The following is a 25,680-nucleotide window of genomic DNA, read 5'->3' as shown; positions in this document are numbered from 1 at the left end:
CCGCTCGCTTCCGTAAAACGTTGCCGGAGGTTCCGACGGTTGCCACGGCCGTTTCTCATCGGTCGGCGGCGTGCTGCTCCGCGCGGCCGCCGACCGTCGGGCCGAAGCCGGGGTGAGGGCCGTCGCTCATCCTGCCGGTCGCCACTGACAACGCCCCGGTCCCGAAGGACGCGGCACGCCTCCGGACGGGTGAGCGGAGGCGTTGGGCAAAGCATTACGCTCCTGTGCATGACCGCACTCGGCGAGAACGACGTGACCACCTCCGCAGGCCCGGGGCGCCCCACCGGCCGTCTGACCCCCCGACAGGCCCGCCTCGTGCGCGGGGTCGCCGCCGCCGTCGTGATGCTCGCCGTGGCCGTCACCATGGTCGTCCGCTTCGCCGCCGAGCCCTCGCTCCTGACGCTCGGGCTCTACGGCGTCGCGCTGATCCTCTCCGGTACGGCCATCGTGCTCAGCCGCCTGGGCCGCACCCGCGTGGCCACCGCGGTCCTCGGCGGCGGCCTGGCCGTCGCCGTCCTCGCCGTCCTGCTGCGGTAGGCGCGGTCACCGCAGTAACTGCGGTAACACCCGGTGGGTGCCCGGGTGGTGGGACGGGTGGCGCTGCGCCCGGCGGGGTCCGGTGCGTAGGCTGCGGGCCATGGACGGAGAACTGCCCGACGTGCGGGCTTCGGATGCGGAACGGGACGAGATCGCCGACGTGCTGCGGGACGCCCTCGCCGAGGGGCGGCTCGACACCGACGAGTTCGGCGAACGCCTCGACGCCGTGTACCACGCCCGTACGCGGGGCGAACTCGTGCCGCTCGTGGCGGACCTGCCGCAGGCCGACCGCCGCGCGGCGTCCCCGGCCCCGCGCGAGGCGGACGGCTGGACCGGCCGGTTCGGCGGCACGGCCAGTTCGCGGGGCGGCTTCGCCCTGATGGGAGCGTTCGTCCGCAAGGGCCACTGGGTGGCGCCGCGCACGTTCACCGCCGTCGCGGTCTGGGGCGGCGGGGAGATCGACCTGCGCGAGGCCCGCTTCGAGGACCGCGAGATCGTCATCCGCGCCACCGCCGTCATGGGCGGGGTGCACATCGTCGTCCCGCCCGACGCGGAGGTCACCGTCGGGGGCGTCGGCATCATGGGCGGCTTCGACCACTCCGCGACGGGCGGGGGAGCCCCCGGCGCCGTCCGGGTCAAGGTCACGGGCCTGGCCTTCTGGGGTGGGGTGTCCGTGGAACGCAAGCCGCTGCAGCGTCCCGGCGGGGAGCGCAAGGGCCTGCCCGGCGGTGCCCCGCACGGCACGTGACCGGCTACGCCGCGCGGCACACGACCCCGGCGACCGCCGAGGAGGCGGTCGCCGTCCAGGGCGCGCTGCGCGGCCGGGTCGTGGTGGCCGACGAGGCGCCGCCCCCGGGGCGGCCGGGCACGCTGATCGCCGGTGTCGACGTCGCGTACGACGACGCGCGCGACGCGGTCGCGGCCGCCGTCGTGGTCCTGGACGGCGGCACGCTGGAGGTCGTCGAGGAGGCTACGGCGGCGGGTCCGGTGCCCTTCCCCTACGTCCCCGGCCTGCTCGCGTTCCGGGAGTTGCCCGCCGCGCTCGCGGCCCTCGACCGGCTGCGGAACGTCCCCGACCTCGTCGTCTGCGACGGCTACGGGCTCGCCCACCCCCGCCGGTTCGGGCTCGCCAGCCACCTGGGCGTGCTGACGGGGCTGCCGTCGGCCGGTGTCGCGAAGAACCCGTTCGGGTTCGCGCACGGCCCGCTCGGCGCGGAGCGCGGCGCACGGGCCGCCCTTGAGGACCCCGCGACGGGTGAGGTGGTCGGGGCGGCCCTGCGGACGCGGGCCGGCGTCAAGCCCGTGTACGTCTCCGTCGGCCACCGGGTGACGCTGGACGCCGCCTGCGCGCACGTCCTCCACCTCGCCCGTGACTACCGGCAGCCGGAGACGACGCGGCGGGCCGACCGGCTGTGCCGGACGGCGCTCGCCCGTCCGGCGGCGGGGGCCTGACCGGCGCGCGCCCGCCCGGCCCGGCCCCCCGGCGTCAGACCCCGGCCTCCGGCCTGCCCGTGTGCGTCACCCGGAACTCCAGCCCGGCCTTCCGCAGCCGCGCGGTCAGGGCCGATCCCATCGCCTGAGCCGTCGTGACCTGGCCGGACGTTGTCGGCAGGTCGTCGAAGGCCAGCGAGAGCGCGGACTCGGCGAGCATCTTCGCCGTCTCGTCGTAGCCGGGGTCACCGCCGGACACCTCGGTCGCCACGCGCCGGCCGCCCCCCTCGCCGAGGAACCGCACGGTGAAGCGGCTGCGGGCGCGGCGGGCCTCGTCGGGGCCCTCACCGGGCGCCAGCCGGGACGACAGCCAGCGCCGGGCCGGCGGGATCTGGGCCAGGCCGACGAGCCCGGCCACTCCGGCGATGCCGCCGAGGGCCAGCGGCAGCGAACGCGTCGTCGCGGCGTGGCGGTAGGTGAAGTGCGGTCCGTACCGCTCCAGGGCGGCGGCCGAGCGGCCCACGATCTGCGTGTCGATCGTCGGCAGGGGCACCGCCCAGGTCTCCAGCAGGCCCTGGCGCCGCACGGTGCCCAGCGGCAGCGAGACGCGGCGCCCGGCGGGCCGTGGCTCGGCCCGGCGGCGCTCCCGCGCCGCCTGAAGCATCTGCGGCCCCCGGGAGAAGGCCCCCAGCGCCGAGGCGAACGTGCCGCCGGAGAACGTCGCGTTGCTCCACACGTAGCCGTCCACGGACAGCGGGACGCCCTCGGGGAGCAGCCCGACGGTGAACAGGACGCCCAGGTCGTGCGGGACGGAGTCGAAGCCGCAGGCGTGGACGAGGCGCGCCCCGGTGCGCCGGGCCGTCGCGTCGTGGCGGACGTACATGCGGTCGACGAACTCGGGCTCGCCGCTGAGGTCCACGTAGTCCGTGCCCGTCTCGGCACACGCGGCGACCAGGGGTTCCCCGTGCCGCAGGTAGGGGCCGACGGTGGTGATGACGACCTTCGTGTCGGCCGCCAGGGCGCGCAGCGCGGCCGGGTCGGCGGCGTCGGCCTCCAGCAGGGGCAGGTCGGCGCAGTGCGGGAAGGACGCCGTCAGCTCCTCGCGGACGGCGGCCAGCTTGGCCCGGTTGCGTCCGGCGAGCGCCCACCGGGCGCCCTCGGGGGCGTGCTGCGCCAGGTAGCGGGCGGTGAGCCGGCCGGTGAAGCCGGTCGCACCGAAGAGGACGAGGTCGTGGCTGGCGGGCAACAGGGGCTCCTTCGCCGGGTCGGGGTCCGGTCGGGTCCGCTCGGGTTCCACCGGCGTCGTCCCGGTGAGCGGACGGCGGGCGGCTGTCGGTGGCCGCGCCTACCGTGACCGTATGGCCAAGGCATCCGGTGATCCAACGGCGGTGTGGGAAGCGGTACGTGAGTTCGCCCTCACTCTGCCCGGCGCGGTGGAGGAGTTCCCGTGGGGCGAGAGCGTGGTGAAGGTGAACCGGAAGGTCTTCGTCTTCCTCGGCGGCGGTGACGGCGGCCCGTCCCCGGGGATCACGGTGAAGCTGGCGGACGCCGAGGTCCACGCGCACGCGCTGAGCTGCCCGGACGCGGCCCCCGCCGGGTACGGGCTGGGGCGCTCGGGCTGGGTCGGCGTGCCGCTGGCCCCCGAGGGCGCGCCGGGGGCGGAGCTGTTGCGGGAGTGGGTCGAGGAGAGCTACCGGACGGTCGCCCCCCGGCGGCTGGTCGCCGAGCTGGACGCCGCACGGTCGGGCGGCTGACGCCTCGCGCCGTGCGAGCGGTGCGGTGTCGCGGGTGTACCCGCCGGTAATCCCGTGCCCCGAAGGGCTTGTGGAAACAGGAACACGTTCTTAGCATCTTCGGTGTTACATCAGTTGTGTCATACGGCTGGGGGCCTGATGCAGGCGGCGAGGAGCGGGACCGGACCGCTGTCCGGGGTACGCGTGGTGGAGCTGGCCGGGATCGGACCGGGCCCGTTCGCCACGATGCTGCTCGGCGATCTCGGCGCGGACGTCGTGCGCGTGGACCGGCCCGGCGGCCCCGGCCTCGGCATCGAGCCGCACCTGGACGTCACCGGCCGCAACAAGCGTTCCGTGTTGCTCGACCTCAAGTCCGAGGCGGGCCGGGAGGCCGTGCTGGAGCTCGTGGCCCGCGCCGACGTCCTGGTCGAGGGCTACCGTCCGGGCGTCGCCGAGCGGCTCGGCGTCGGCCCCGGCCCGTGCCTGGAGCGTAACCCGGCCCTCGTCTACGGGCGGATGACCGGCTGGGGCCAGGACGGGCCCCTGGCCCCCCGGGCGGGCCACGACATCGGCTACATCGCCCTCACCGGCGCGCTCGGCCTCACCGGCCCCGCGGACGGCCCGCCCCACTTCCCGGCGAACCTGCTCGGCGACTACGCGGGCGGCTCCCTCTACCTCGTCGTCGGCGTCCTGGCCGCCCTGCACCACGCGCGGACGCACGGCGCCGGGCAGGTCGTGGACGCCGCGATCGTGGACGGCACCAGCCATCTGACGGCCATGCTCCACGGCATGCTCGCCGCCGGCGCCTGGCAGGACGCCCGGGGGAGCAACCTGCTGGACGGCGCCAGCCCGTTCTACGGCGTCTACGAGACGGCCGACGGCGGCCACATGGCCGTCGGCGCGCTGGAGGAGCGGTTCTACGCCGAGTTCACCCGGCTGCTGGGGCTGGACGAGGAGACGGCCGACCGTTCGGACCCGGCCGGCTGGGACGCCCTGCGCACGGCCGTCGCCGACCGGTTCCGCAGCCGGACCCGTAAGGAGTGGACGGAGGTCTTCGCCGACTCGGACGCCTGCGTGGCCCCCGTCCTCTCCCTCCGGGAGGCGCCGGAGCACCCCCACCTCGCCGCCCGGGGGACGTTCGTGGAGCACGCCGGTCTCACCCAGCCGGCGCCCGCCCCCCGCTTCTCCGCCACGCCCGGCGCGGTGCGCGCGGCTCCCGCCCTGCCAGGCGCGGACACCGAGTCCGTGGCCCGCGACTGGGGCCTGCCGCCGCACGTGTTCGGCGGCAGGCCCCAGTCGCGGGACCGCAGCGAACCCAACGAACCCCGCAACCCTTCCGCGTACCGAAAGGCCGCACCGTGAGCACCGAAGCGTTCGTCTACGACGCCGTCCGCACCCCGCGAGGGCGCGGAAAGGCAAACGGCGCCCTGCACGCCACCAAGCCCATCGACCTGGTCGTCGGCCTCATCCACGAGATCCGGGCCCGCTTCCCCGACCTGGACCCGGCCGCCATCGACGACGTCGTCCTCGGCGTCGTCAGCCCGCACGGCGACCAGGGCTCCGACATCGCCAAGATCGCCGCCATCGCCGCCGGGCTGCCCGACACCGTGGCCGGGGTGCAGGAGAACCGCTTCTGCGCCTCGGGCCTCGAAGCGGTGAACCTCGCCGCCGCCAAGGTGCGTTCCGGCTGGGAGGACCTGGTGCTCGCCGGTGGCGTGGAGTCCATGTCGCGGCTGCCCATCGGCAGCGACGGCGGCGCCTGGGCCATGGACCCGATGACCAGCTTCGAGACCGGCTTCGTGCCGCAGGGCATCGGCGCCGACCTCATCGCCACCGTCGAGGGCTTCTCCCGCCGGGACGTGGACGAGTACGCGGCCCTGTCCCAGGAGCGCGCCGTCGAGGCGTGGAAGGCCGGGCGGTTCGCCCGCTCGGTCGTGCCCGTCCGGGACCGCGCCGGCCTCACGATCCTCGACCACGACGAGCACCTGCGCCCCGGCACCACCGCCGACTCCCTGGCCACGCTCAAGCCGTCCTTCGAGACGATCGGCGACCTGGGCGGGTTCGACGCGGTCGCGCTGCAGAAGTACCACTGGGTCGAGAAGATCGACCACGTGCACCACGCGGGCAACTCCTCCGGCATCGTCGACGGCGCCGCGCTCGTCGCCATCGGCAACGAGGAGACCGGCCGCCGCTACGGCCTCACCCCCCGGGCCCGCGTCCTGTCCGCCGCCGTCTCCGGCGCGGACCCGACGATCATGCTGACCGGCCCCGCACCCGCCTCCCGCAAGGCGCTCGCCAAGGCCGGGCTGACGATCGACGACATCGACCTCGTCGAGATCAACGAGGCCTTCGCCGCCGTCGTCCTGCGCTTCGTGCGCGACATGGGCCTGAGCCTGGACCGGGTCAACGTCAACGGCGGCGCCATCGCGCTGGGCCACCCCCTCGGCGCCACCGGCGCCATGATCCTCGGCACCCTGATCGACGAACTGGAGCGGCGCGACCAGCGGTACGGGCTGGCCACCCTGTGCGTCGGCGGCGGCATGGGCATCGCCACCGTCGTCGAACGCCTCTGAGCACCGGACGCCCCCGCCCGCACCCGACACCTCCCTGGAGACCGACCGCCATGCCCGAGCCCACGCCCGCCACGATCCGCTGGGACCGCGACGCCGACGACATCGTCACCCTCACCCTCGACGATCCCGACCAGTCGGCCAACACCATGAACGCGGCCTTCACCGCGTCGCTGACCGACGTCGCCGACCGCCTCGAAGCCGAACGCGACACCGTGCGCGGCGTCATCGTCACCTCGGCCAAGAAGACGTTCTTCGCGGGGGGCGATCTGCGCCTGCTCATCCGGGCGACGCCCGAGAACGCCCAGGACGTCCACGACAAGAGCATGCGGATCAAGCGCGACCTGCGGCGCATCGAGACGCTCGGCAAGCCGGTCGTCGCCGCCATCAACGGGGCCGCGCTCGGCGGCGGTTACGAGATCGCCCTGGCCTGCCACCACCGCGTCGCCCTGGACGCGAAGGGCAGCCGCATCGGCCTGCCCGAGGCCACCTTGGGCCTGCTGCCCGGCGGGGGCGGCGTCGTGCGCACCGTGCGGCTGCTCGGCATCGCCGACGCGCTGCTCAACGTGCTGCTGCAGGGGCAGCAGCACGTCCCGGCCGCCGCGCTGGAGAAGGGCCTGGTCCACGCCCTCGCCACCAGTGAGGAGGACATGCTCGCCCAGGCGCGGGCCTACATCGACGCCCACCCCGAGTCGCACCAGCCCTGGGACGCCCCCGGCTACAAGATCCCCGGCGGCACCCCCGCGCACCCCAAGTTCGCGGCCAACCTCCCGGCCTTCCCCGCCAACCTGCGCAAGCAGACCGGCGGCGCCCCCTACCCCGCCCAGCGCAACATCCTGGCCGCCGCCGTCGAGGGCAGCCAGGTCGACTTCGCCAACGCCGAGGTCATCGAGGGCCGGTACTTCACCGAACTGGCCACCGGGCCGATCGCGAAGAACATGATCCAGGCGTTCTTCTTCGACCTCCAGGCGGTCAACGCCGGCGCCAGCCGCCCGGACGGCGTCCCCGAGCGCCGGGTCTCCAAGGTCGCGGTGCTGGGCGCGGGCATGATGGGGGCGGGCATCGCCTACTCCTGCGCCAAGGCCGGCATCGAGGTCGTGCTCAAGGACGTGTCCCCGGAGGCCGCCGAGAAGGGCAAGGCCTACTCCGTCGCCCTGGTCGACAAGGCGCTTTCGCGGGGGAGGACCACCCAGGAGAAGCGGGACGCGCTGCTCGCCCGCATCACCCCCACCGCCGACCCGGCCGACGTCGCGGGCTGCGACGCCGTCATCGAGGCCGTCTTCGAGTCCACCGAGCTGAAGCACCAGGTGTTCCAGGAGATCCAGCACCTCGTCGAGCCCGACGCGCTGCTGTGCTCCAACACCTCCACGCTGCCGATCACCGGGCTCGCCGAAGGGGTCGAGCGGGAGAGCGACTTCATCGGCCTGCACTTCTTCTCGCCCGTCGACAAGATGCCGCTCGTGGAGATCGTGCGCGGGCGGAAGACCGGCGACGAGGCCCTGGCCCGCGCCTTCGACCTGGTGCGTCAGATCAACAAGACGCCCATCGTCGTCAACGACGCGCGCGGCTTCTTCACCTCCCGCGTCATCGGGCAGTTCCTCAACGAGGGCGTCGCGATGGTCGGCGAGGGCATCGAGCCCGCCTCCGTCGAGCAGGCGGCCGGACAGGCCGGATACCCGGCGAAGGTGCTGTCCCTCATGGACGAGTTGACGCTCACCCTGCCGCGCAAGATCCGCAACGAGACCCGCGCCGCGTTGGAGGCCGAGGGGATCGACTGGCCCGGGCACCCGGCCGAGGCCGTGATCGACCGGATGGTCGACGAGTTCGGCCGCCCCGGCCGCGGCGGCGGCGCCGGGTTCTACGACTACGAGGACGGCAGGCGCACCCGGCTGTGGCCCGGGCTGCGTGAGCACTTCGGCAGGCCGGAGGGCGAACGGCCCGAGGTGTCGCTGCGGGACCTGAAGGAGCGCATGCTCTTCTCCGAGGCCCTCGACACCGTGCGTTGCCTGGAGGAGGGCATCCTCACCACCGTCGCGGACGCCAACATCGGCTCCATCATGGGCATCGGCTTCCCGCCGTGGACGGGCGGCGCCCTCCAGTACATCAACGGCTACGAGGGCGGCCCGTCCGGCTTCGTGGCCCGGGCCCGCGAGCTCCAGGAGCGCTACGGCGACCGCTTCGCCCCGCCCGCGCTGCTGCTGGAGAAGGCGGAGAAGGGCGAGCGGTTCAGCGACTGACGCCGTCGTCGGGGCGCTCCGCCCCGGCCGCGTCCGGCCCCAGCCGCGGGACGCGCTCCTTCGGGAACGCGTCCCGCAACTCGGCCTTCAGCGAGCGTTGGAACGCGGTCAGCAGGGCCTGTACGACGACGGGCTGCATGTGGGCCGAGAGCGACTTCATGCGCTCGACGTCGTCCGGGGCGGGCCCGGCGGCCCGGTAGGGCTCCCACACCTCGTCCCGGAAGAGCCGGCTCAGCTCCCGGGCCACCTCACGGGCGTGCCCGACGACGACCTCGCGGGCGGCGAGGATCGACTCCAGCGAGAAGGGCACGTCCAGCAGCCGCACACCGAGGTGGAGCAGCCCGGGGTCGACGAGGAACACCTCCGGGTCGTCCGTGCGCTCCAGGATGTTCATCGCGGTGAGCCGTTCGACGTCGGCCTCCCGCAGCGCCCGGCCGCAGCGGCGCTCCAGCTGCTCGCGGGTGACCTCGTCGGCGGTGTCCGGCATCCAGGAGGCCACCAGCGCCCGGTGGATGGCCAGCTCGTCGGCGCTCAGGCCCTCCGGCAGCCGCTGCACGTAGCGCTCGATGGCGGCCAGCGTCATGCCCTGGCTCTGCAGCTCCTCGATGAGGGCCAGCCGCGAGACGTGGTCGGGCCCGTACCGGCCGACGCGGCGGGGTCCGATGTCGGGCGGGGGCAGCAGACCGCGCGTGCTGTAGAAGCGGATCGTGCGCACGGTGACGCCCGCACGGGCGGCCAGTTCGTCGACGGTCATGCTCGTCATGGTGCAACAGTATTGCTGTCTCACCAACGCTGTGAAGCCATCCGCCCCCACCGCGACCGCCCGGGCACCCTGTTGCGCCCGTCACGCCTCCGCGACGGGCCCCTCCCGGAGGGACCGGCCCGTGGGGGCCGGTCCCGGTGGGGTCAGTGGCCGATCACGGGGTAGTGGTCCGAGAGGTTGGTGTAGGTGTACGACGTGCCCCAGCTCGTGACCGTCCAGGGCGCCGAGCGCTCGTCCACGGTCTCGTTGTGCCACTCCGCGGGGCGCGCGTGGCCGGCCCGGTGCAGGACGTGGTCCAGGTGTTCGCGGGCCTCGCCCGGGTAGCGGTCGGCGGCGATCGAGTTGCGCTGCGGGTCGAAGGAGTGGGCGGGGCCGGAGCGACCGTCGGCGTCCACCACGTCCGCGTCGGCCAGCATCGTCGCGTACTCGGCGCTGTGGCTGTCGACGTTGAAGTCCCCGGCGACGATCACCTGCTCACCGGCCGGGATGCGCCGGGCGTCCAGGAAGGCGTCGAGCTCCTTGAACTGGCTGCTGCGCACCCGCGCCGCCTCGCCCGCCCCACAGCCGGGGTCGGTGGACTGGGCGTGCGTCCCCACGACGTGCACCGGTGTGCCGTTCACGTCCAGCTCGGTGTAGACGAAGCCCTTGTTGGAGTACCAGTCCGAGCCGCAGCCCTCCGCGTAGACGTACTGCTCCTTGCGGACGATGGGCCAGGTGCTCAGCACGGTGACGCCCCCGTCCTCCGGGGTGAAGGAGGAGTACGCGCCGCCGGTCGCGTCCCAGCCGCCGCGCGAGCGGCCGAGCACGGGTGTGCGGTGCGGGTAGTCCTCGGCTGCGGCGGCCAGCAGGGCGTCGGAGGAGGAGTTGTCGAACGTCTCCTGGAGGACGACGACGTCGTTGCCCCGGAAGAAGTCGGTGCGGGGGATCTCGGCGGCCCGGTGGTCCTGGCCCCAGTTGGGGTACAGGGTCCTGCTGAACAGGAAGGCGTTGTAGCTGAGGACCCGCAGGTGCGGGGTGTCCGCGGTGGCCGTCGCCGTCGCCGCCGTCGCCGGAGCGGCGGTGGCCGGTGGGGTGGCACCGGCCACCAGGGCGGCGAGGGCGACGGCGGCGACGGCCGTCGAGCGGGCGGAGCGAAGCCAGGGGCGCTTCGGCACGGGGACTCCCTTGGGGTGGGGACACGTTGACGCACAGGAAAGCAGCCGCGATTACTCCTAAGTAACCCTCAGGAGTGAGCGAAGTGCACCGCGGGTCAACTCCCGGCCTCAGCCCCGGACCGGCTCCAGCGTCTCCGGATCCGCCTCCCTCACCTCCCCGTCCAGGTGCAGCCACCGGGTGATGCCCAGCGACCGCAGGAACGGCACGTCGTGACCGGCCACGATCAACGCGCCCTCGTAGCCCTCCAGGGCCGCCGTCAGCTGGTCGACGGAGGCGAGGTCCAGGCTGTTGGTCGGCTCGTCCAGCAGCAGGAGCTGCGGCGCGGGCTCGGCCAGCATGAGGGCCGCCAGCGTCGCCCGGAAGCGCTCGCCGCCGGAGAGCGTCCCCACGAGCCGGTCCGCCCGCTCGCCGCGGAAGAGGAACCGTGCCAGCTGCGCCCGGACGCGGTTGTCCCCGGCCTTCGGGGCCGTCCGCGCCACGTTCGCGACGATGCTCAGCCCCTCGTCGAGCACGTCCAGCCGCTGCGGCAGCATCCGGGCCGGGACGTGGGTCGTCACCGTCCCCGCGCGGGCCGGCAGCCCTCCGGCGACGGTGCGCAGCAGCGTCGACTTCCCGGCGCCGTTGGCGCCGATCAGCGCGATCCGCTCGGGCCCGTGCACGTCGAACGTCGCCCGCGCGCCGCAGCGCAGTTCGACCTCGCGCAGGCTCAGCACCTGGCGTCCGTGCGGGACGGCCGTGAAGGGCAGCTCCACCCGGATGCGCGCCTCGTCGCGTACGTGCTCGGCCGCCTCGTCCAGCCGCTCGCGCGCGTCGGCGAGCCGCTGCTCGTGCAGGATGCGGTGCTTGCCGGCGGAGACCTGCGCACTGCGTGCGCGCAGCCGCATGACGACGCGTGGCTCCCGCTTGGTGGCGTACATCTTCCGGGCGTAGCGGTTGCGGGCGGCCAGCTTGCCGTGCGCCTCGACCAGTTCCTGCTTCTGGCGGCGCAGGTCGGACTCGGCCGCGCGCAGCGTGCGCTCGGCCGCGGCCTGCTCCGTGGCGAGCGCCTCCTCGTAGGCGGAGAAGTTCCCGCCGTACACGCGCACCTCCCCGTCGTGCAGGTCCGCGATCCGGTCGACGCGCTCCAGCAGTTCGCGGTCGTGGCTGACGACGACGAGCACGCCGCGCCAGCCGTCCACCGCCGCGTACAGCCGCTGCCGGGCCGCGAGGTCGAGGTTGTTGGTCGGCTCGTCGAGCAGCAGCACGTCGGGCCCGCGCAGCAGCAGAGCCGCGAGCCGCAGGAGGACGCACTCGCCACCGGAGACCTCGCCGACCGTTCGGTCGAGCCCGACGCCCGTCAGGCCGAGGGAGTCGAGCGTCGCGCGGGCGCGCTCCTCGATGTCCCAGTCGTCCCCGAGCGTCGTGAAGTGCTCTTCGCGGACGTCGCCGGACTCGATGGCGTGCAGCGCCGCGCGGCGGGTGGCGATGCCCAGCGCCTCGTCGATCCGCAGCCCCGTCGCCAGGGTGACGTCCTGCGGCAGGTGACCGATCTCGCCGGTGACGCGCAACGTGCCGCCCTCCGGGGTGAGTTCTCCCGCCAGCAGCTTCAGCAGGGTGGACTTGCCGCTGCCGTTGGAGCCCACGAGGCCGGTGCGCCCGGCGCCGAGGGCCAGATCGAGACCGTCGAAGACGGGTGAGCCGTCCGGCCAGGCGAAGGTGAGACCGGTGGCGGTCACGGAGAGGGACGGGCGGCCGGGGGTGGGGTGGGTGGACACAGGGCGCCTCCTGGTTGCTTCTCGAACGGGCTGAGAGGGGGGAGCAACACGGGAAGACACCGCGGACCGGGCGGCGGGGAGGGCGGCCGGAGGGGAGCGTCGGGAGGGCCGGCCGGGAGGCCGGGGCGGGGCTCGCCTCATCGAGGTCGCACCCGTGGCACGCGCCGGACGGCGCGGACGTCCCGGGGCGCGGGACGTCGAACGGTGCACACGGTGTCTTCCGACCTCAGACGAGCAACGGCCTCTCCGATCAACGGCTCCACGACGACATGGCCGAAAGCGAGGTTAGGACGGGGACCGTTACCGCGCAACGCATTTACGTGGTGACCGTGGATGTGCTGTGCTGCCGCCCATGGTCCATACCAGTGCGCATTCCGCTCATCCCACGGTTCCGCTCCGGCCGATGACCGTTCCCGCCCACGAGGCGGCGGACCGGGGCCGGGCCTTCCACACGATCATGGCCCAGCGCCGTACCGTCCGGGACTTCGACTCCCGGCCCGTTCCCGCCGAGACGGTGGACTGGGCGATCCGGACGGCGGCCACCGCGCCCAGCGGGGCCCACGTGCAGCCCTGGCGCTTCGTCGTCATCACCGACCCCGAGCGCAAGCGGCGGCTGCGGGAGGCCGCCGAGGCCGAGGAGCGGGAGTTCTACGAGCGCCGGGCGTCACAGGAGTGGCTCACCGCGCTCGCGCCGATCGGCACGGACTGGCGCAAGCCCTTCCTGGAGACCGCGCCGGTCGTCATCGTCGTCTTCGAGGTGCACAAGGGGCCGCACACGCCGCGCCCCTACTACACCAAGGAGTCCGTCGGCATCGCGGTCGGGCTGATGCTGGCGTCCCTGCACCAGTCCGGGCTGGCCACCCTCACCCACACGCCGAGCCCGATGCGCTTCCTCAACGAGGTGTGCGAGCGGCCGCCCGAGGAGCGGGCCGCCTACGTCGTGCCCGTGGGGTACCCGGCCGAGGACGCGCGCGTGCCGGATCTGCGGCGCAAGAGCCTGGACGAGGTCGTCGTCCGGCTCTGAGGAGGCCCCGTGGGGCGCCGTGTGGTGACGCGGCGCCCCACGGACGGCGGTGCGTCAGCGCAGCCCGGCGCGGCGCAGGGCCTCGGCCATCGCGTCGTTGGCCGGGGCGCCGCCACCCTGCCGGCCGCCCCGCTGACCCCCGCGCTGGCCGCTGCCGCGCTGCCCGCCGCGCTGCTCGCCGCGTGGGCCGCCGCCGCGCTGGCCGCCGCGTTCGCCCTCCCGGCGGGCCGGCACTGCGCCACGGCGGCCACCCCGCCCGTCCCCCGAGCCCTTCCCCGGCTCGTCGTCGAGACGCAGCGTCAGCGAGATGCGCTTGCGGGCCTCGTCCACCTCCAGGACCTTCACCTTCACGATGTCACCCGGCTTGGCCACGTCGCGCGGGTCCTTCACGAACGACTTCGACATCGCCGAGACGTGCACCAGGCCGTCCTGGTGGACGCCGACGTCCACGAACGCGCCGAAGGCCGCCACGTTGGTGACCACGCCCTCCAGCACCATGCCGGGGCTCAGGTCGGCGAGCTTCTCCACGCCCTCCTTGAACGCCGCCGTGCGGAAGGCCGGACGCGGGTCGCGCCCGGGCTTCTCCAGCTCGCCCAGGATGTCGGTGACGGTCGGCAGACCGAACGTCGCGTCCACGAAGTCGGCGGGCCGCAGGGTCCGCAGGACCGTGGAGTTGCCCACGAGGGCCGCGACGTCCCCGCCGTGCGTCTTCGCCATCCGGCGCACCACCGGGTACGCCTCCGGGTGGACGCTGGAGGCGTCCAGCGGGTCGTCCCCGCCCCGGATGCGCAGGAAGCCCGCGCACTGCTCGAACGCCTTGGGCCCCAGGCGCGGCACGGACTTCAGCCCGGTGCGGCTGCGGAAGGGACCGTTGGCGTCCCGATGGGCGACGATGTTCTCCGCCAGGGTGCCGCCGATGCCCGACACCCGCGAGAGCAGCGGCGCCGAGGCGGTGTTGACGTCGACCCCGACGCCGTTCACGCAGTCCTCCACCACCGCGTCCAGCGAGCGGGAGAGCTTCACCTCGGACAGGTCGTGCTGGTACTGGCCGACGCCGATGGACCTCGGGTCGATCTTCACCAGCTCCGCCAGCGGATCCTGCAGGCGGCGGGCGATGGAGACCGCGCCGCGCAGGGAGACGTCCAGATCCGGCAGCTCCTGCGAGGCGAAGGCCGAGGCCGAGTACACCGAGGCACCGGCCTCGGAGACCATGACCTTCGTCAGGCCCAGCTCCGGCTCCCGGGCCAGCAGGTCGGCGGCCAGCTTGTCCGTCTCCCGCGAGGCCGTGCCGTTGCCGATGGCGATCAGCTCCACGCCGTGCGTCCGGGCCAGCTCGGCCAGGGTGGCCAGCGACGCGTCCCACTTCCGCGCCGGGGCGTGCGGGTAGATCGTGTCGGTCGCCGCGACCTTGCCGGTGGCGTCCACCACCGCCACCTTCACGCCGGTGCGCAGGCCCGGGTCCAGGCCCATCGTGGCCCGGCTGCCGGCGGGCGCGGCCAGCAGCAGGTCCCGCAGGTTGGCCGCGAAGACACCGACGGCGTCGTCCTCGGCCGCCTGCCGCAGCCGGGTGCGCAGGTCGATCCCCAGGTGCACCAGCACGCGCGTGCGCCAGGCCCACCGCACCGTCTCGGCCAGCCAGTCGTCCGCCGGGCGGCCCCGGTGGACGATGCCGAAACGCGCGGCGATGGCCCGCTCGTAGGCGGTCGGTCCCGGCTCCGAGGCCGCCTCGGCGGTCGCCTCGGGCTCCAGGGTGAGGTCGAGGACCTCCTCCTTCTCACCGCGCAGCATGGCCAGCACGCGGTGCGAGGGCAGCTCCGTGAACGGCTCGGCGAAGTCGAAGTAGTCCGCGAACTTCGCGCCCTGCTCCTCCTTGCCGTCCCGCACCTTCGCCGCGAGCCGGCCCTCGCGCCACATCCGCTCGCGCAGCTCACCGATCAGGTCGGCGTCCTCGGAGAAGCGCTCGGTGAGGATCGCCCGCGCGCCCTCCAGTGCCGCGGCGGTGTCGGCCACGCCCGCGTCGGCGTCGACGAACGCCGCCGCTGCCGCCGCCGGTTCCACGGAGGGGTCGGTCAGCAGGCCGTCGGCCAGCGGCTGAAGCCCCGCCTCCCGGGCGATCTGCGCCTTCGTGCGCCGCTTGGGCTTGTACGGCAGGTAGACGTCCTCCAGGCGGGCCTTGGACTCCGCCTCGCGGATCCGCGCCTCCAGGGCGGCGTCCAGCTTGCCCTGCGTGCGCACCGACTCGAGGATCGCGGCACGCCGGTCCTCCAGCTCCCGCAGGTAGCGCAGCCGCTCCTCCAGGGTGCGCAGCTGCGCGTCGTCCAGGGTGCCGGTGGCCTCCTTGCGGTAGCGGGCGATGAACGGCACGGTCGAACCGCCGTCGAGGAGCTCGACGGCGGCCCGGACCTGGCGCTCGGCGACGCCGAGTTCGTCGGCGATCCTGGCTTCGATGGAGATGGTCGTAGCGGTCACGCCCCGCATTGTGGCAGGCCGCGCCGACAGGCGGCGGCAGCCCCGCCCGCGCCGGGGCCGCTCAGCCCTTGCCGAACATGTCGGCGGGGAAGGCGCCCGCCTCCAGCGCGGCCCCGGAGAAGACGGTGCCCAGCTCCGTCAGCCGCTCGACGCCGGCGGCCCCCAGGTGCTCGTAGGGCGCGCGGTCGCGGCGGTCGGTGTCCTCCTCGATCTCGCGGCGCAGCGCGACCCCCTTCTCGGTCAGCTCCCCGTCGGCGTCCAGCAGCCCGCGGGCCCGGAGCCGGTCCTGCGCGGCGGTCCAGTCCTCGCGGGTGTACCCCCGGGTGCCCAGGGCCCACTTGGGGCTCATGCCCTTGCCGGTCGCGGTGTGGGTCACCTGGGCCTCCAGCCCGGTGAGGTCGGCGCCCATGAGCGCCGCCAGGTGCCCGTCGCCCCGGTGCTCGCGCAGCAGGGTGGCCGCGTGCCACAGGGCCAGGTGCGGTGCCTCGGGTACCGGCAGGTCGGCGTGGGCCGCGTACAGGGGACGTGCTCCCCGCTCGCACGCCTCGGTGGCCCGCAGGGCCAGCTCGGCCGCCTCCGTCACCTCCTTGGAGGCGACGGCCTCCGCGCCCAGCAGGCGCCGCAGGGTGCGGTCGGCGGCCCGCAACCGGGCGTCCAGCACCTGCTGCGGGGTGGCCGTGTCCCAGGCGGCGGGCAGGTGGCGGGCGATCAGGCCGTGGTCGAAGCTGTAGAACGTCGCGGCGACGACGCCGGGGCCGACGGCGCCGAAGGCCGCCGCGCGGGTGGTGAAGTAGACGGCCCGGGGGTCGGTGATGCCGAGGGCCGCCAGCTCCTCGCCGGTGTCGGGGGAGAAGTAGACGGTCGAGTGGAGCGGGTTGATCATGTTGTGGCAGCGCCGACCGGCCCGCGCGTGGAGAGTCGTCATGCCGCCACGTTACTGAGCGCTTGCTTATCTGACTAGGCCGACGGCCCCGGCCCGCCCGGCTGCTCGGTGACGGGCCCGGTGTCGGGTTCGGTCGCCGCGTCCGCACCGCTCGGCGGCGTCCAGGTGAACACCGGGGCGCGGCGCTCCAGGAACGCGGCCACGCCTTCCTGGGCCTCCGCGCCCGAGGCCGCCTGCCCGCTCCAGTACCGCACGCGGTCCGGCCGGGCCGGGCCGGCGGCGAACTCCTTGGCGGCGGCCTGCGTCAGCTGCGAGCGCAGGGTGAGGGACCGGGTGAAGTCCGTCACCCTGCCGTCCAGCTCCTCCTCGGGCAGCACCTCGTCCACCAGCCCCGTGCGCAGGGCGCGGTCGGTGCCGATGAGCTCCGCCGAGAACAGCAGGTGCTTGGCGGCCGACGGTCCGACGAGTTCCACCAGCCGCCTGGTCGAGGTCGCCGGATAGACGATGCCGAGCTTCGCCGGGGTGATGCCGAACCGGGCCCCCTCGGCGGCGAACCGCAGGTCGCAGGCGACGGCTAGCTGGCAGCCGCCGCCCACGCAGAAGCCGCGCACGACGGCGAGCGTCGGCTTGGGAAAGGCGGCCAGACGCTCCTCGGCGGCGAGCGCGAGCCCCTGCGGGGCGCTGTCCCCGCGCAGGCTGGAGATGTCCGCCCCGGCGCAGAAGGTGTCCCCCGAGCCGGTCAGCACCACGGCCCGCACGGCGGGGTCGGCGGCCAGCCCGTCGAGCAGCGGGGGCAGCTCCCGCCACATGGCGGCGGTCATCGCGTTGCGCTTGGTGGGGTGGTGCAGGCGCACGGTCGCGACCCCGTCCTGCCGTGCGCACACCAGACCTGAGTCCATGGCCGGATGCTAACCGGGCGTCGCCGACCGCTCCCGACCCGCCCCGGCCGCCGCCCGCACCGCCCCGCCGCTCGCGGCCCACCGCCCCTCCGAGGCGACGGCCCGGACTCGGGTACGAATCCGGGCATGCGGCCCGGAAAGCCGCAGAAACCTTTCAGGAACCGTCGATGTGCGGTCCTGTGCGATCCCGGTGCGTCGGCACACGTCGGAAGACGCCCAATTGCGTGCAGGTCCCTCCCGGGCGGCGGCACGGGCCAACACTCAGGGGTAAGGAGGCCCCCTACCTCGGCGCGACGGCAGGGCGGGCCACGGACGCACGACGGACGAGGGCGGGTGCCGGTCACGATGGAGAGCAGCGGGAGAGCCCTGCAGCCACCGCCGCGCAGCGCGGAGGCCTACGAAGGCGCCTGGCGGTTCACCGCCCCCGCGCTGGACACCTCGGTGCCGCAGGTGCGGCACGCGGTGCGGGACCTCATCCGGCGGCAGCGGGCCCCGGTCTCCCCGGAGGTCCTGGACGGGCTGCTGCTCATCGTCTCGGAGCTGGTGACCAACTCCGTGCGCCACGCGGCGCTGCTCTCCCCCCAACTCGGTGTCGAGGTCTCACTCGGCGACGGCTGGGTGCGGGTGGCGGTCGAGGACGGCCACCCCTACCGGCCGAAGGCGCTCGCCTCCGACCCCGCCGAGGAGCACCTCGGCGGGCGCGGGCTGCTGCTGGTGAAAGCGGTGGTCGCCGAGTCCGGGGGCACCTGCGACGTGGAACCGACGGCGGCCGGAGGCAAGATCGTCTGGGCCGCCCTGCCTCTCCTCGCGGCCTGACGACCCCCGCCGGGACCGCCCCCGGCCGCGAGCCCCGCAGGGACCCGCCTACCAGCCCCCGAGGCCGCCGGTGGCGGCGCGGATCCCCGGACGCGCGGCGTCCAGCACCGTCATGAACCACGCGGAGAACACGTCCCGCTCGTGCCGCGCCTTCAGCTCCTCCGGGGTGACGAAGGCCGTCTCGGCGACCTCCTCCGGGTCCGGTGCCAAAGGCGCCCGGAGGAGCCCCGCGAAGAGGTGGTTGTACTCCCGTTCCACCAGCCCCGAGAGCGGGTCGGGATGGTTGTAGGTCACCGTGCCCGCCTCCGCCAGCAGGGCGGGGGCCACGCCCAGCTCCTCCCGTACCCGCCGGGCGGCGGCGGAGAAGGGCGGCTCACCGGGGTAGGGGTGGCCGCAGCAGGTGTTGGACCACACACCGGGGGAGTGGTACTTGCCCAGCGCGCGCCGCTGGAGCAGCAGCCGGCCGTCCTCGTCGAAGAGGAAGACGGAGAACGCGCGGTGCAGGCGGCCCGGTGCCCGGTGGGCGGAGAGCTTCTCCGCCGTGCCGATCGTCGTGCCCTGTTCGTCGACGAGTTCCAGCATGATGGGGGCCGCGGTGTCGTTGCTCATGTGGTCTTTCTATCCGACGTGCGACCACCGGACGGGACCGCGCCCCCGCACGTCATCCGTCTCAGTGGCGGCTCAGCGGATCAGTGGCAGACTTTCGCCTCGTGTTCGGCGTGGCCGTGCGGTTCGAGTTGGAACGTGCAGTGTTCCACGTCGAAGTGGGTGCCCAGGCAGTCGCGCAGATCGTGCAGGACGCGTTCGTTCCCCTCGGTGTCCAGCACGACCTCGTCCACCACCACGTGGACGGAGAGGACGGGCATGCCCGAGGTGATCGTCCACACGTGCAGGTCGTGCAGCGCCTCGACCCCGTCGACGGCGAGGATGTGCCGGCGCACCTCGTCCAGGTCGACGTCCTTCGGAGCCGCCTCCAGGAGGACGTCCAGCGCCTCACGCGCCAGCTTGACCGTGCGCGGCACGATCATCAGTGCGATGACCAGAGAGGCGACCACGTCGGCCCGGGTCCAGCCGGTGACGATGATCACGACGGCCGCCACCACGACGGCCAGGGAGCCCAACGTGTCCGCGAGGACCTCCAGGAAGGCCCCCCGGACGTTGAGGCTCTCCTTCTGCCCGCGCATCAGCAGACTCAGGGAGACGCAGTTCAGCGCCAGGCCGACGAGGCCGATGACGACGGTCGTCCCGCCCGGCACGTCCGCCGGGTCCTGGAACCGCTCCACGGCCTCCACGAGGATGTAGCCGCCCACTCCGAGCAGCAGCAGGCAGTTGAACAGGGCCGCCAGGATCTCCACCCGCGCGAACCCGAAGGTGCGGCGGCCGGACGCCGGCCGGTTCGCGAAGTGGATGGCGGCCAGCGCCACCGCGATACCCGTCGCGTCCGTCGCCACGTGACCGGCGTCGGCCAGCAGGGCCAGCGAGCCCGTCAGCCACGCGCCGACGAGCTGGACCCCGAGCAGGGCCACGGCGATCAGCAGCGCCGTCAGCAGCCTCCCCCGGTAGGCCGTGGACGCGGTTCCCTCCGGTGGTGGACCGCCGTGCTGGTGCCCCGCACCCATGTGACCTCCGCCTCCCACGCGCACCGTGTACGCGGCCGCGCCGCGCAGAGGGCGATCGTTCCGCCGCCCACGGTCGTCCAGTGAACTACGGACGGGGGGTATGTGCAACGCGGCGCTGAAACCCGTTGTCATGTGCGCTGAGCTGGGCTTTCGTCGCCGCGCCGAGGTGTGTTCCCGTGCCCGTCGCCGCGCCGAGCCCGCACACCGGCCACAGGCGTCGGCCGGGCGGCGGTGCCGTCCGGGGCCGCCGTTCGGGGCCCGCACCGCCGGGCCCCGGGTGCGGGCCGGGGCGCGGAGGCCGGCGCCGGGGGCGTGGCACGTCACGGCGGCAAGTCCGGTCGGGTGAATCCGTGGTGAACAGCAGCTTCCGGCGATCGGATAGCCTCTGGCGAGGCGCTGCCCCCCGAACGGGCGATGGCGCGCCCCTGTGCGCTGCCCTGCCGTCGTCCGGAAAGGGCCGGACCTCCCCGGACGGGGACCGCTGACAAGGGAGTGAGTTCGTCTGTCGACCGCCATCCTCACCGGTCAGCCGACCGTCGGCTCACCGCTGGCGGCGGACCTGGGCTCCCTCGGGTTCACCGTACGTACCGCCTCCGGGCCCGCCGACGTCCTCGCGTGGCTGGCCGACGTCCCGGCGCACGAGCGGGTCGCCGTCGTCGACCACCGCTTCACCGGGCACCCGCACAGCCTGCGGCTCGGCCTGACCGACCCGCGTCACCCCCTCGCGGCGCTCCCCGGCGCCGTCACCGCGCAGCCCGCCGCCCGGGCGCGGCTGCTCCGCGCGCTGGAGACGGCCGTGCCGGGCGGCCCGTCCCTGCCGGACCGCGCCGCCGAGCTGCTGGAGGCCGACGGCGTGCCCGTCCACCGCCCCGAGCTGGGCGTCCTGGTCGCCACCGTCCCCGCCGACGACGCCGAACTGGCCGCCGCCCGCGAGCGCACCGGGGCCGTCGACGAGGAGGAGGTGCGGCTGCGCTCGGCCGTGAAGTCCCGCGACGGCTTCTTCACCACCTTCTGCGTCAGCCCGTACTCGCGGTACGTGGCGCGCTGGTGCGCCCGGCGCGGCATGACGCCGAACCAGGTCACCACCCTCTCCCTGCTGACCGCGCTCGTCGCGGCGGGGTGCGCGGCCACCGGCACCCGGCCCGGCTTCGTCGCGGCCGGGGCGCTGCTCCTCGCGTCCTTCGTCCTCGACTGCGCCGACGGGCAGCTCGCCCGCTACGCGCTGCGCTACTCCACCCTCGGGGCCTGGCTGGACGCCACGTTCGACCGGGCCAAGGAGTACGCCTTCTACGCGGGCCTGGCCCTGGGCGCCGCCCGCGGCGGGGACGACGTGTGGGGGCTCGCGCTCGGCGCGATGGTCGTGCAGACCGTGCGGCACGTGGTGGACTTCTCGTTCAGCGAGGGGGACCACTACCAGCCCACGTCCGCGTCCGCACCCGACGGCGGGCAGGCGGGCGCCGCGGCCCCCGCGAGCCCCGCCGCCGCGCTCTCCGGCCGCCTGGACCGGGTCGGCTGGACGGTGTGGGCACGGCGCATGGTCGTCCTGCCCATCGGGGAACGCTGGGCGCTGATCGCCGTCCTGACCGCCCTGACGACGCCGCGCCTCACCCTCACCGTCCTCATCGTCGCCTGCCTGTTCGCCGGCTGCTACACCACCGCAGGCCGGGTGCTGCGCTCGGTGACGCGGCGCGCGCGGCGCACCCCGCAGGCCGCGCGGGCCCTGGCCGACCTGGCCGACACCGGACCGCTGGCGGCCCTCGCCGCCCGGCTGCCGCTCCCGTTGCCCGCCCTCGCGGCGGCCGGGGCGGGCGCCGCCCTGGTGCTCGGCACCGCTCTGGTGGCGCCGGTCGGCAGCTGGTGGCCCGTGCTCGCGGCGGGCGGCTACGCGCTGCTGGCGGGCGCGGCGGTCGCGCGTCCGCTCACGGGCCGCCTCGACTGGCTGGTCCCGCCGCTGTTCCGGACGGCCGAGTACGGCACCGTGCTGCTCCTGGCCGCGCGGTCCGAGGTGAACGGAGCGTTGCCCGCGGCTTTCGGGCTGGTGGCGGCCGTCGCCTACCATCACTACGACACGGTGTACCGCATCCGCGGCGCGGCCGGGGCTCCGCCCCTGCTGCTCGTGCGTGCGGTCGGGGGGCACGAGGGCCGGACGCTGGCCGTCGCACTCGCCGCCGCCCTGTGGTCCACGGGGGCCAGCTTCCCCGTCGCGCTCACGGTCCTCGCTGGGGCCGTCGCGCTCGCGGTGCTCGCGGAGAGCATCCGCTTCTGGGTGTCCTCCACGGCACCCGCACTACACGACGAATCAGGAGTACCCGCATGATCGGCCTTGTGCTGGCCGCCGGCGCCGGACGGCGTCTGCGTCCCTACACCGACACCCTCCCCAAGGCCCTGGTGCCCGTCGGTCCCGAGGGGGAGGCCGAGGCGACCACCGTGCTCGACCTGACCCTGGGCAACTTCGCCGAGGTGGGCCTGACCGAGGTCGCCATCGTCGTCGGCTACCGCAAGGAGGCCGTGTACGAGCGCAAGGCGGCGCTCGAGGAGAAGTACGGCCTCAAGCTGACGCTCATCGACAACGACAAGGCCGAGGAGTGGAACAACGCCTACTCCCTGTGGTGCGCCCGCGACGTCATCAAGCAGGGCGTGATCCTCGCCAACGGTGACACCGTCCACCCCGTCTCGGTGGAGAAGACGCTGCTGGCCGCGCGCGGCAAGGGCCGGATCATCCTCGCCCTGGACACCGTCAAGCAGCTCGCCGACGAGGAGATGAAGGTCGTCACCGGCGAGAACGGCGGCGTCGCGAAGATCACCAAGCTGATGGACCCCGCCTCGGCGACCGGCGAGTACATCGGCGTCACCCTGATCGAGGGCGAGGCGGCCGCCGACCTGGCCGACGCGCTCAAGGCGACCTTCGAGCGCGACCCGGACCTCTACTACGAGGACGGCTACCAGGAGCTGGTCAACCGCGGCCACGTCGTCGACGTCGAGCCCATCGGCGACGTCAGGTGGGTCGAGATCGACAACCACGAGGACCTCGCCAAGGGTCGGGAGATCGCGTGCCAGTACTGACCCGGCTGATCCCCTCGCCGGTCGTCGTCGACATCCGGCCCGGGGCGCTGAACGACCTGGCCTGCGTCCTGGCCGACGAGCGCATCTCCGCCTCCGGGAAGCTCGCCGTGGCCATCAGCGGCGGCTCGGGCGCGGCGCTGCGCGAGCGGCTCGCGCCGGCGCTGCCCGGCGCCACCTGGTACGAGGTCGGCGGCGGCACCCTGGACGACGCGATCAAGCTCGCCGACGCCATGAAGTCCGGCCACTACGACGCCGTCGTCGGCCTGGGCGGCGGCAAGATCATCGACTGTGCGAAGTTCGCCGCCGCGCGGGTCGGGCTGCCGCTCGTGGCCGTCGCGACGAACCTGTCGCACGACGGCCTGTGCTCGCCCGTCGCGACCCTGGACAACGACGCCGGCCGCGGATCCTACGGGGTGCCGAACCCCATCGCCGTCGTGATCGACCTCGACGTCGTCCGGCAGGCGCCGCCGCGCTTCGTGCGCTCCGGCATCGGGGACGCCGTCTCCAACATCTCCGCCGTCGCCGACTGGGAGCTCTCCCACCGGGTGACCGGGGAGAAGGTCGACGGGCTGGCCGCCGCCATGGCGCGACAGGCCGGCCAGGCCGTCCTGCGGCACCCCGGCGACATCGACGACGACGGCTTCCTGACGGTCCTGGCCGAGGGCCTGGTCCTCACCGGCATCTCCATGTCCGTGGCGGGCGACAGCCGTCCGGCGTCCGGGGCGTGCCACGAGATCAACCACGCCTTCGACCTGCTCTACCCCAAGCGCGCCGCGAGCCACGGCGAGCAGTGCGGCCTCGGCGCCGCCTTCGCCATGCACCTGCGCGGGGCCGGGGAGGAGTGCGGGCTCATGGCGCAGGTGCTGCGCCGGCACGGCCAGCCCGTCCTGCCCGCCGACATCGGGTTCTCCGTGGAGGAGTTCGTGAAGGTCGTGGAGTTCGCTCCGCAGACCCGTCCGGGGCGCTACACGATCCTGGAGCACCTCGACCTGTCCACCGACCAGATCAGGGACGCGTACGCCGACTATGCCAAAGCCATCGGTAGCTGAACTCCGCCCGGTCGTGCACCCCGAGGGGGTCAAGGACCGGCGCAGCGGTGAGCACTGGGCCGGACGCCTGTACATGCGGGAGATCTCCCTGCGGTGCGACCGGTACCTGGTGAACACCAGGATCACCCCGAACCAGCTCACCTACCTGATGGTGGTCGCCGGGGTGCTCGCCGGCGCGGCGCTGCTGATCCCCGGACTGACGGGCGCGGTCCTCGCCGCCCTCCTGGTCCAGCTGTACCTGCTGCTGGACTGCGTGGACGGGGAGATCGCCCGCTGGCGCAAGCAGACGTCCGTCACCGGCGTCTACCTCGACCGGGTCGGCCACTACCTCGCCGAGGCGGCCCTGCTGACGGGGTTCGGCCTGCGCGCGGCGGACCTGTTCGGCACCGACGGCGAGGCGAACTGGATGTGGGCGTTCCTGGGCGGCATGGCCGCGCTCGGCGCCATCCTGATCAAGGCGGAGACCGATCTGGTGGACGTCGCGCGGGCCCGCAGCGGCCTGCCCGCCGTCCAGGACGCGGCGGCCGTCCCGCGCTCCTCCGGGCTGGCCGTCGCCCGTCGCGCGGCGGCGGCGCTGAAGTTCCACCGGCTGGTCGGCGGCGTCGAGGCGTCGCTGTTCATCCTGCTGGTCGCCCTGGTCGACTTCGCCGTCGGCGGGCTGTTCTGGACCCGGCTGGGCGTGGCCGTGCTCGCCGCCGTCGCGGTGCTCCAGACCGTGCTGCACCTGGTGTCGGTCCTGGCCTCCAGCAGGCTGCGATGAGCGGCTCCGCGCGCTTCGCCCTCGGGGCGGTCGTCCTCACCATGGGCAACCGCCCCGAGGAGCTGCGCGCCCTGCTGGAGTCCGTGGCCCGCCAGGAGGGCGAGCCGGTGGAGGTCGTCGTCGTCGGCAACGGGGCGCCGCTCCCCGAGCTGCCCGACCTCCCCGGCGGGCTGCGCACCGTCGAACTGCCGGAGAACCTGGGCATCCCCGGCGGCCGGAACGCCGGGATCGAGGCCTTCGGCCCCGGCGGGCGGAACGTGGACGCCATCCTCTTCCTCGACGACGACGGGCTCCTGCCGCTGACCGACACCGCCGAGCGGTGCCGGGAGGCGTTCACCGCCGACGCCCGTCTGGGGATCATCAGCTTCCGCATCGCCGACCCGGAGACCGGCGTCACCCAGCGGCGGCACGTGCCCCGGCTGCGCGCGGCCGACCCCCTGCGCTCCTCGCCCGTCACCACCTTCCTCGGCGGGGCGAGCGCGGTGCGGACCGCCGTCGTCCAGGAGGTCGGGGCCCTGCCCGGCGACTTCTTCTACGCCCACGAGGAGACGGACCTGGCCTGGCGGGCCCTGGACGCCGGCTGGGACATCGCCTACCGCGCGGACTGCGTCCTGCACCACCCCACGACGCAGCCCAGCCGGCACGCGGTCTACCACCGCATGGTGGCCCGCAACCGGGTCTGGCTGGCCCGGCGGCTGCTGCCCGCCGCCCTCATCCCCGTCTACCTGGGGGTGTGGGTGCTGCTGACGCTCGCCCGGCGGCCCTCGAAGGCCGCGCTGCGCGCCTGGCTGGGCGGTTTCCGCGAGGGCTGGGCGACGCCGTGCGGTCCCCGCCGCCCCATGCGCTGGCGTACGGTGTGGCGCATGACCCGGCTGGGGCGACCTCCCGTCATCTGACAAGTTCGGGTCTGAGAACATT

At 74.2% G+C, this 25,680-nt stretch carries 24 protein-coding genes; 14 read left to right on the top strand and 10 right to left on the bottom strand.

Annotation, left to right across the window (positions count from 1 at the left end; all coding sequences use genetic code 11):
• The first annotated feature begins 228 nt into the window (after window positions 1-228).
• The 3 genes from V6D49_RS02180 to V6D49_RS02170 all read left to right on the top strand — a co-directional run bounded on the left by V6D49_RS02180 (window position 229) and on the right by V6D49_RS02170 (window position 1,989).
• The gene (locus V6D49_RS02180) at window positions 229-537 is read left to right on the top strand and encodes a hypothetical protein (protein WP_340556584.1); all 309 of its coding nucleotides are present in this window, start codon (window positions 229-231) and stop codon (window positions 535-537) included.
• 100 nt (window positions 538-637) lie between these two features.
• Complete coding sequence (locus tag V6D49_RS02175; RefSeq protein WP_340556582.1) at window positions 638-1,285, top strand: DUF1707 SHOCT-like domain-containing protein; 648 nt, start codon at window positions 638-640, stop codon at window positions 1,283-1,285.
• Window positions 1,282-1,989, top strand: a complete 708-nt coding sequence (locus tag V6D49_RS02170) for an endonuclease V (protein ID WP_340556581.1) — start codon at window positions 1,282-1,284, stop codon at window positions 1,987-1,989. Before V6D49_RS02175 ends, V6D49_RS02170 begins: the two co-directional genes overlap by 4 nt.
• A gap of 34 nt (window positions 1,990-2,023) precedes the next feature.
• Here V6D49_RS02170 and V6D49_RS02165 read toward each other — a convergent pair whose 3' ends face one another.
• On the bottom strand, window positions 2,024-3,214 hold the full coding sequence (locus V6D49_RS02165) for a saccharopine dehydrogenase family protein (protein WP_340556580.1): 1,191 nt from the start codon (window positions 3,212-3,214) through the stop codon (window positions 2,024-2,026).
• A 112-nt stretch (window positions 3,215-3,326) separates the two neighbouring features.
• Here V6D49_RS02165 and V6D49_RS02160 point away from each other — a divergent pair, with 112 nt between their 5' ends.
• From V6D49_RS02160 to V6D49_RS02145, 4 genes are all read left to right on the top strand, one after another.
• Window positions 3,327-3,722: an MmcQ/YjbR family DNA-binding protein gene (locus V6D49_RS02160; RefSeq protein WP_340556579.1), complete on the top strand. Its 396-nt coding sequence runs from the start codon at window positions 3,327-3,329 to the stop codon at window positions 3,720-3,722.
• Window positions 3,723-3,860: 138 nt separating this feature from the next.
• Window positions 3,861-5,063: a CaiB/BaiF CoA transferase family protein gene (locus tag V6D49_RS02155; protein WP_340556578.1), complete on the top strand. Its 1,203-nt coding sequence runs from the start codon at window positions 3,861-3,863 to the stop codon at window positions 5,061-5,063.
• On the top strand, window positions 5,060-6,274 hold the full coding sequence (locus V6D49_RS02150) for an acetyl-CoA C-acetyltransferase (protein WP_340556576.1): 1,215 nt from the start codon (window positions 5,060-5,062) through the stop codon (window positions 6,272-6,274). The genes V6D49_RS02155 and V6D49_RS02150 overlap by 4 nt, the downstream gene beginning before the upstream one ends.
• Before the next feature lie 50 nt (window positions 6,275-6,324).
• Window positions 6,325-8,508, top strand: coding sequence for a 3-hydroxyacyl-CoA dehydrogenase NAD-binding domain-containing protein (locus V6D49_RS02145; RefSeq protein ID WP_340556574.1), 2,184 nt, complete (start codon window positions 6,325-6,327; stop codon window positions 8,506-8,508).
• Here V6D49_RS02145 and V6D49_RS02140 read toward each other — a convergent pair.
• The 3 genes from V6D49_RS02140 to V6D49_RS02130 form a co-directional block, all read right to left on the bottom strand.
• On the bottom strand, window positions 8,498-9,271 hold the full coding sequence (locus V6D49_RS02140) for a MerR family transcriptional regulator (protein ID WP_340556572.1): 774 nt from the start codon (window positions 9,269-9,271) through the stop codon (window positions 8,498-8,500). The genes V6D49_RS02145 and V6D49_RS02140 overlap by 11 nt on opposite strands.
• Window positions 9,272-9,414: 143 nt before the next feature.
• A complete protein-coding gene (gene sph / locus V6D49_RS02135; RefSeq protein WP_340556571.1) occupies window positions 9,415-10,425 on the bottom strand; it encodes a sphingomyelin phosphodiesterase in 1,011 nt (336 codons plus the stop codon).
• Window positions 10,426-10,533: 108 nt separating this feature from the next.
• Window positions 10,534-12,180: an ABC-F family ATP-binding cassette domain-containing protein gene (locus V6D49_RS02130; RefSeq protein WP_340556569.1), complete on the bottom strand. Its 1,647-nt coding sequence runs from the start codon at window positions 12,178-12,180 to the stop codon at window positions 10,534-10,536.
• A gap of 352 nt (window positions 12,181-12,532) precedes the next feature.
• Between V6D49_RS02130 and V6D49_RS02125 the strand changes: the two genes are divergently transcribed.
• Complete coding sequence (locus V6D49_RS02125; protein WP_340556568.1) at window positions 12,533-13,204, top strand: nitroreductase family protein; 672 nt, start codon at window positions 12,533-12,535, stop codon at window positions 13,202-13,204.
• A gap of 54 nt (window positions 13,205-13,258) precedes the next feature.
• On the opposite strand, the gene V6D49_RS02120 is transcribed toward V6D49_RS02125, so the two are convergent.
• The 3 genes from V6D49_RS02120 to V6D49_RS02110 form a co-directional block, all read right to left on the bottom strand.
• Window positions 13,259-15,673: a Tex family protein gene (locus V6D49_RS02120; protein ID WP_340556566.1), complete on the bottom strand. Its 2,415-nt coding sequence runs from the start codon at window positions 15,671-15,673 to the stop codon at window positions 13,259-13,261.
• A gap of 61 nt (window positions 15,674-15,734) precedes the next feature.
• Window positions 15,735-16,598 carry an SCO6745 family protein gene (locus tag V6D49_RS02115; RefSeq protein WP_340556564.1) on the bottom strand — a complete coding sequence of 288 codons (864 nt, stop codon included), beginning with the start codon at window positions 16,596-16,598 and terminating at the stop codon, window positions 15,735-15,737.
• 32 nt (window positions 16,599-16,630) lie between these two features.
• Window positions 16,631-17,455 (bottom strand): enoyl-CoA hydratase/isomerase family protein, encoded by an 825-nt coding sequence (locus tag V6D49_RS02110; RefSeq protein WP_340556563.1) that lies wholly within the window; start codon window positions 17,453-17,455, stop codon window positions 16,631-16,633.
• Between the two features lie 345 nt (window positions 17,456-17,800).
• Between V6D49_RS02110 and V6D49_RS02105 the strand changes: the two genes are divergently transcribed.
• Complete coding sequence (locus V6D49_RS02105; RefSeq protein WP_340556561.1) at window positions 17,801-18,271, top strand: ATP-binding protein; 471 nt, start codon at window positions 17,801-17,803, stop codon at window positions 18,269-18,271.
• 48 nt (window positions 18,272-18,319) lie between these two features.
• On the opposite strand, the gene idi is transcribed toward V6D49_RS02105, so the two are convergent.
• The 3 genes from idi to V6D49_RS02090 all read right to left on the bottom strand — a co-directional run bounded on the left by idi (window position 18,320) and on the right by V6D49_RS02090 (window position 20,755).
• Window positions 18,320-18,880 carry an isopentenyl-diphosphate Delta-isomerase gene (idi, locus tag V6D49_RS02100; protein ID WP_340556559.1) on the bottom strand — a complete coding sequence of 187 codons (561 nt, stop codon included), beginning with the start codon at window positions 18,878-18,880 and terminating at the stop codon, window positions 18,320-18,322.
• A gap of 80 nt (window positions 18,881-18,960) precedes the next feature.
• Window positions 18,961-19,890: a cation diffusion facilitator family transporter gene (locus tag V6D49_RS02095; protein WP_340556557.1), complete on the bottom strand. Its 930-nt coding sequence runs from the start codon at window positions 19,888-19,890 to the stop codon at window positions 18,961-18,963.
• Window positions 19,891-20,431: 541 nt separating this feature from the next.
• Window positions 20,432-20,755, bottom strand: coding sequence for a hypothetical protein (locus V6D49_RS02090; RefSeq protein WP_340556556.1), 324 nt, complete (start codon window positions 20,753-20,755; stop codon window positions 20,432-20,434).
• Here V6D49_RS02090 and V6D49_RS02085 point away from each other — a divergent pair.
• Genes V6D49_RS02085 through V6D49_RS02065 form a run of 5 tightly spaced genes read left to right on the top strand, consistent with a single transcriptional unit; the run spans window position 20,744 to window position 25,658 of the window.
• Complete coding sequence (locus V6D49_RS02085) at window positions 20,744-22,207, top strand: DUF5941 domain-containing protein (protein ID WP_340556555.1); 1,464 nt, start codon at window positions 20,744-20,746, stop codon at window positions 22,205-22,207. The genes V6D49_RS02090 and V6D49_RS02085 overlap by 12 nt on opposite strands.
• Entirely contained in the window at window positions 22,204-22,953 is a 750-nt protein-coding gene (locus V6D49_RS02080) for a phosphocholine cytidylyltransferase family protein (RefSeq protein WP_340556553.1), read from the top strand. Before V6D49_RS02085 ends, V6D49_RS02080 begins: the two co-directional genes overlap by 4 nt.
• Window positions 22,941-24,002 carry an iron-containing alcohol dehydrogenase family protein gene (locus tag V6D49_RS02075; RefSeq protein ID WP_340556552.1) on the top strand — a complete coding sequence of 354 codons (1,062 nt, stop codon included), beginning with the start codon at window positions 22,941-22,943 and terminating at the stop codon, window positions 24,000-24,002. Before V6D49_RS02080 ends, V6D49_RS02075 begins: the two co-directional genes overlap by 13 nt.
• Window positions 23,980-24,762, top strand: coding sequence for a CDP-alcohol phosphatidyltransferase family protein (locus tag V6D49_RS02070; protein ID WP_340556550.1), 783 nt, complete (start codon window positions 23,980-23,982; stop codon window positions 24,760-24,762). Before V6D49_RS02075 ends, V6D49_RS02070 begins: the two co-directional genes overlap by 23 nt.
• Window positions 24,759-25,658: a glycosyltransferase family 2 protein gene (locus V6D49_RS02065; protein WP_340556548.1), complete on the top strand. Its 900-nt coding sequence runs from the start codon at window positions 24,759-24,761 to the stop codon at window positions 25,656-25,658. The genes V6D49_RS02070 and V6D49_RS02065 overlap by 4 nt, the downstream gene beginning before the upstream one ends.
• Window positions 25,659-25,680: the final 22 nt, after the last annotated feature.

It is taken from the genome of Streptomyces sp. GSL17-111 (genome assembly GCF_037911585.1).
Lineage (GTDB): Bacteria > Actinomycetota > Actinomycetes > Streptomycetales > Streptomycetaceae > Streptomyces.
The sequence above is the reverse complement of the archived record's forward strand: the minus strand, read 5'-3'. Positions and strand labels throughout refer to the sequence as shown.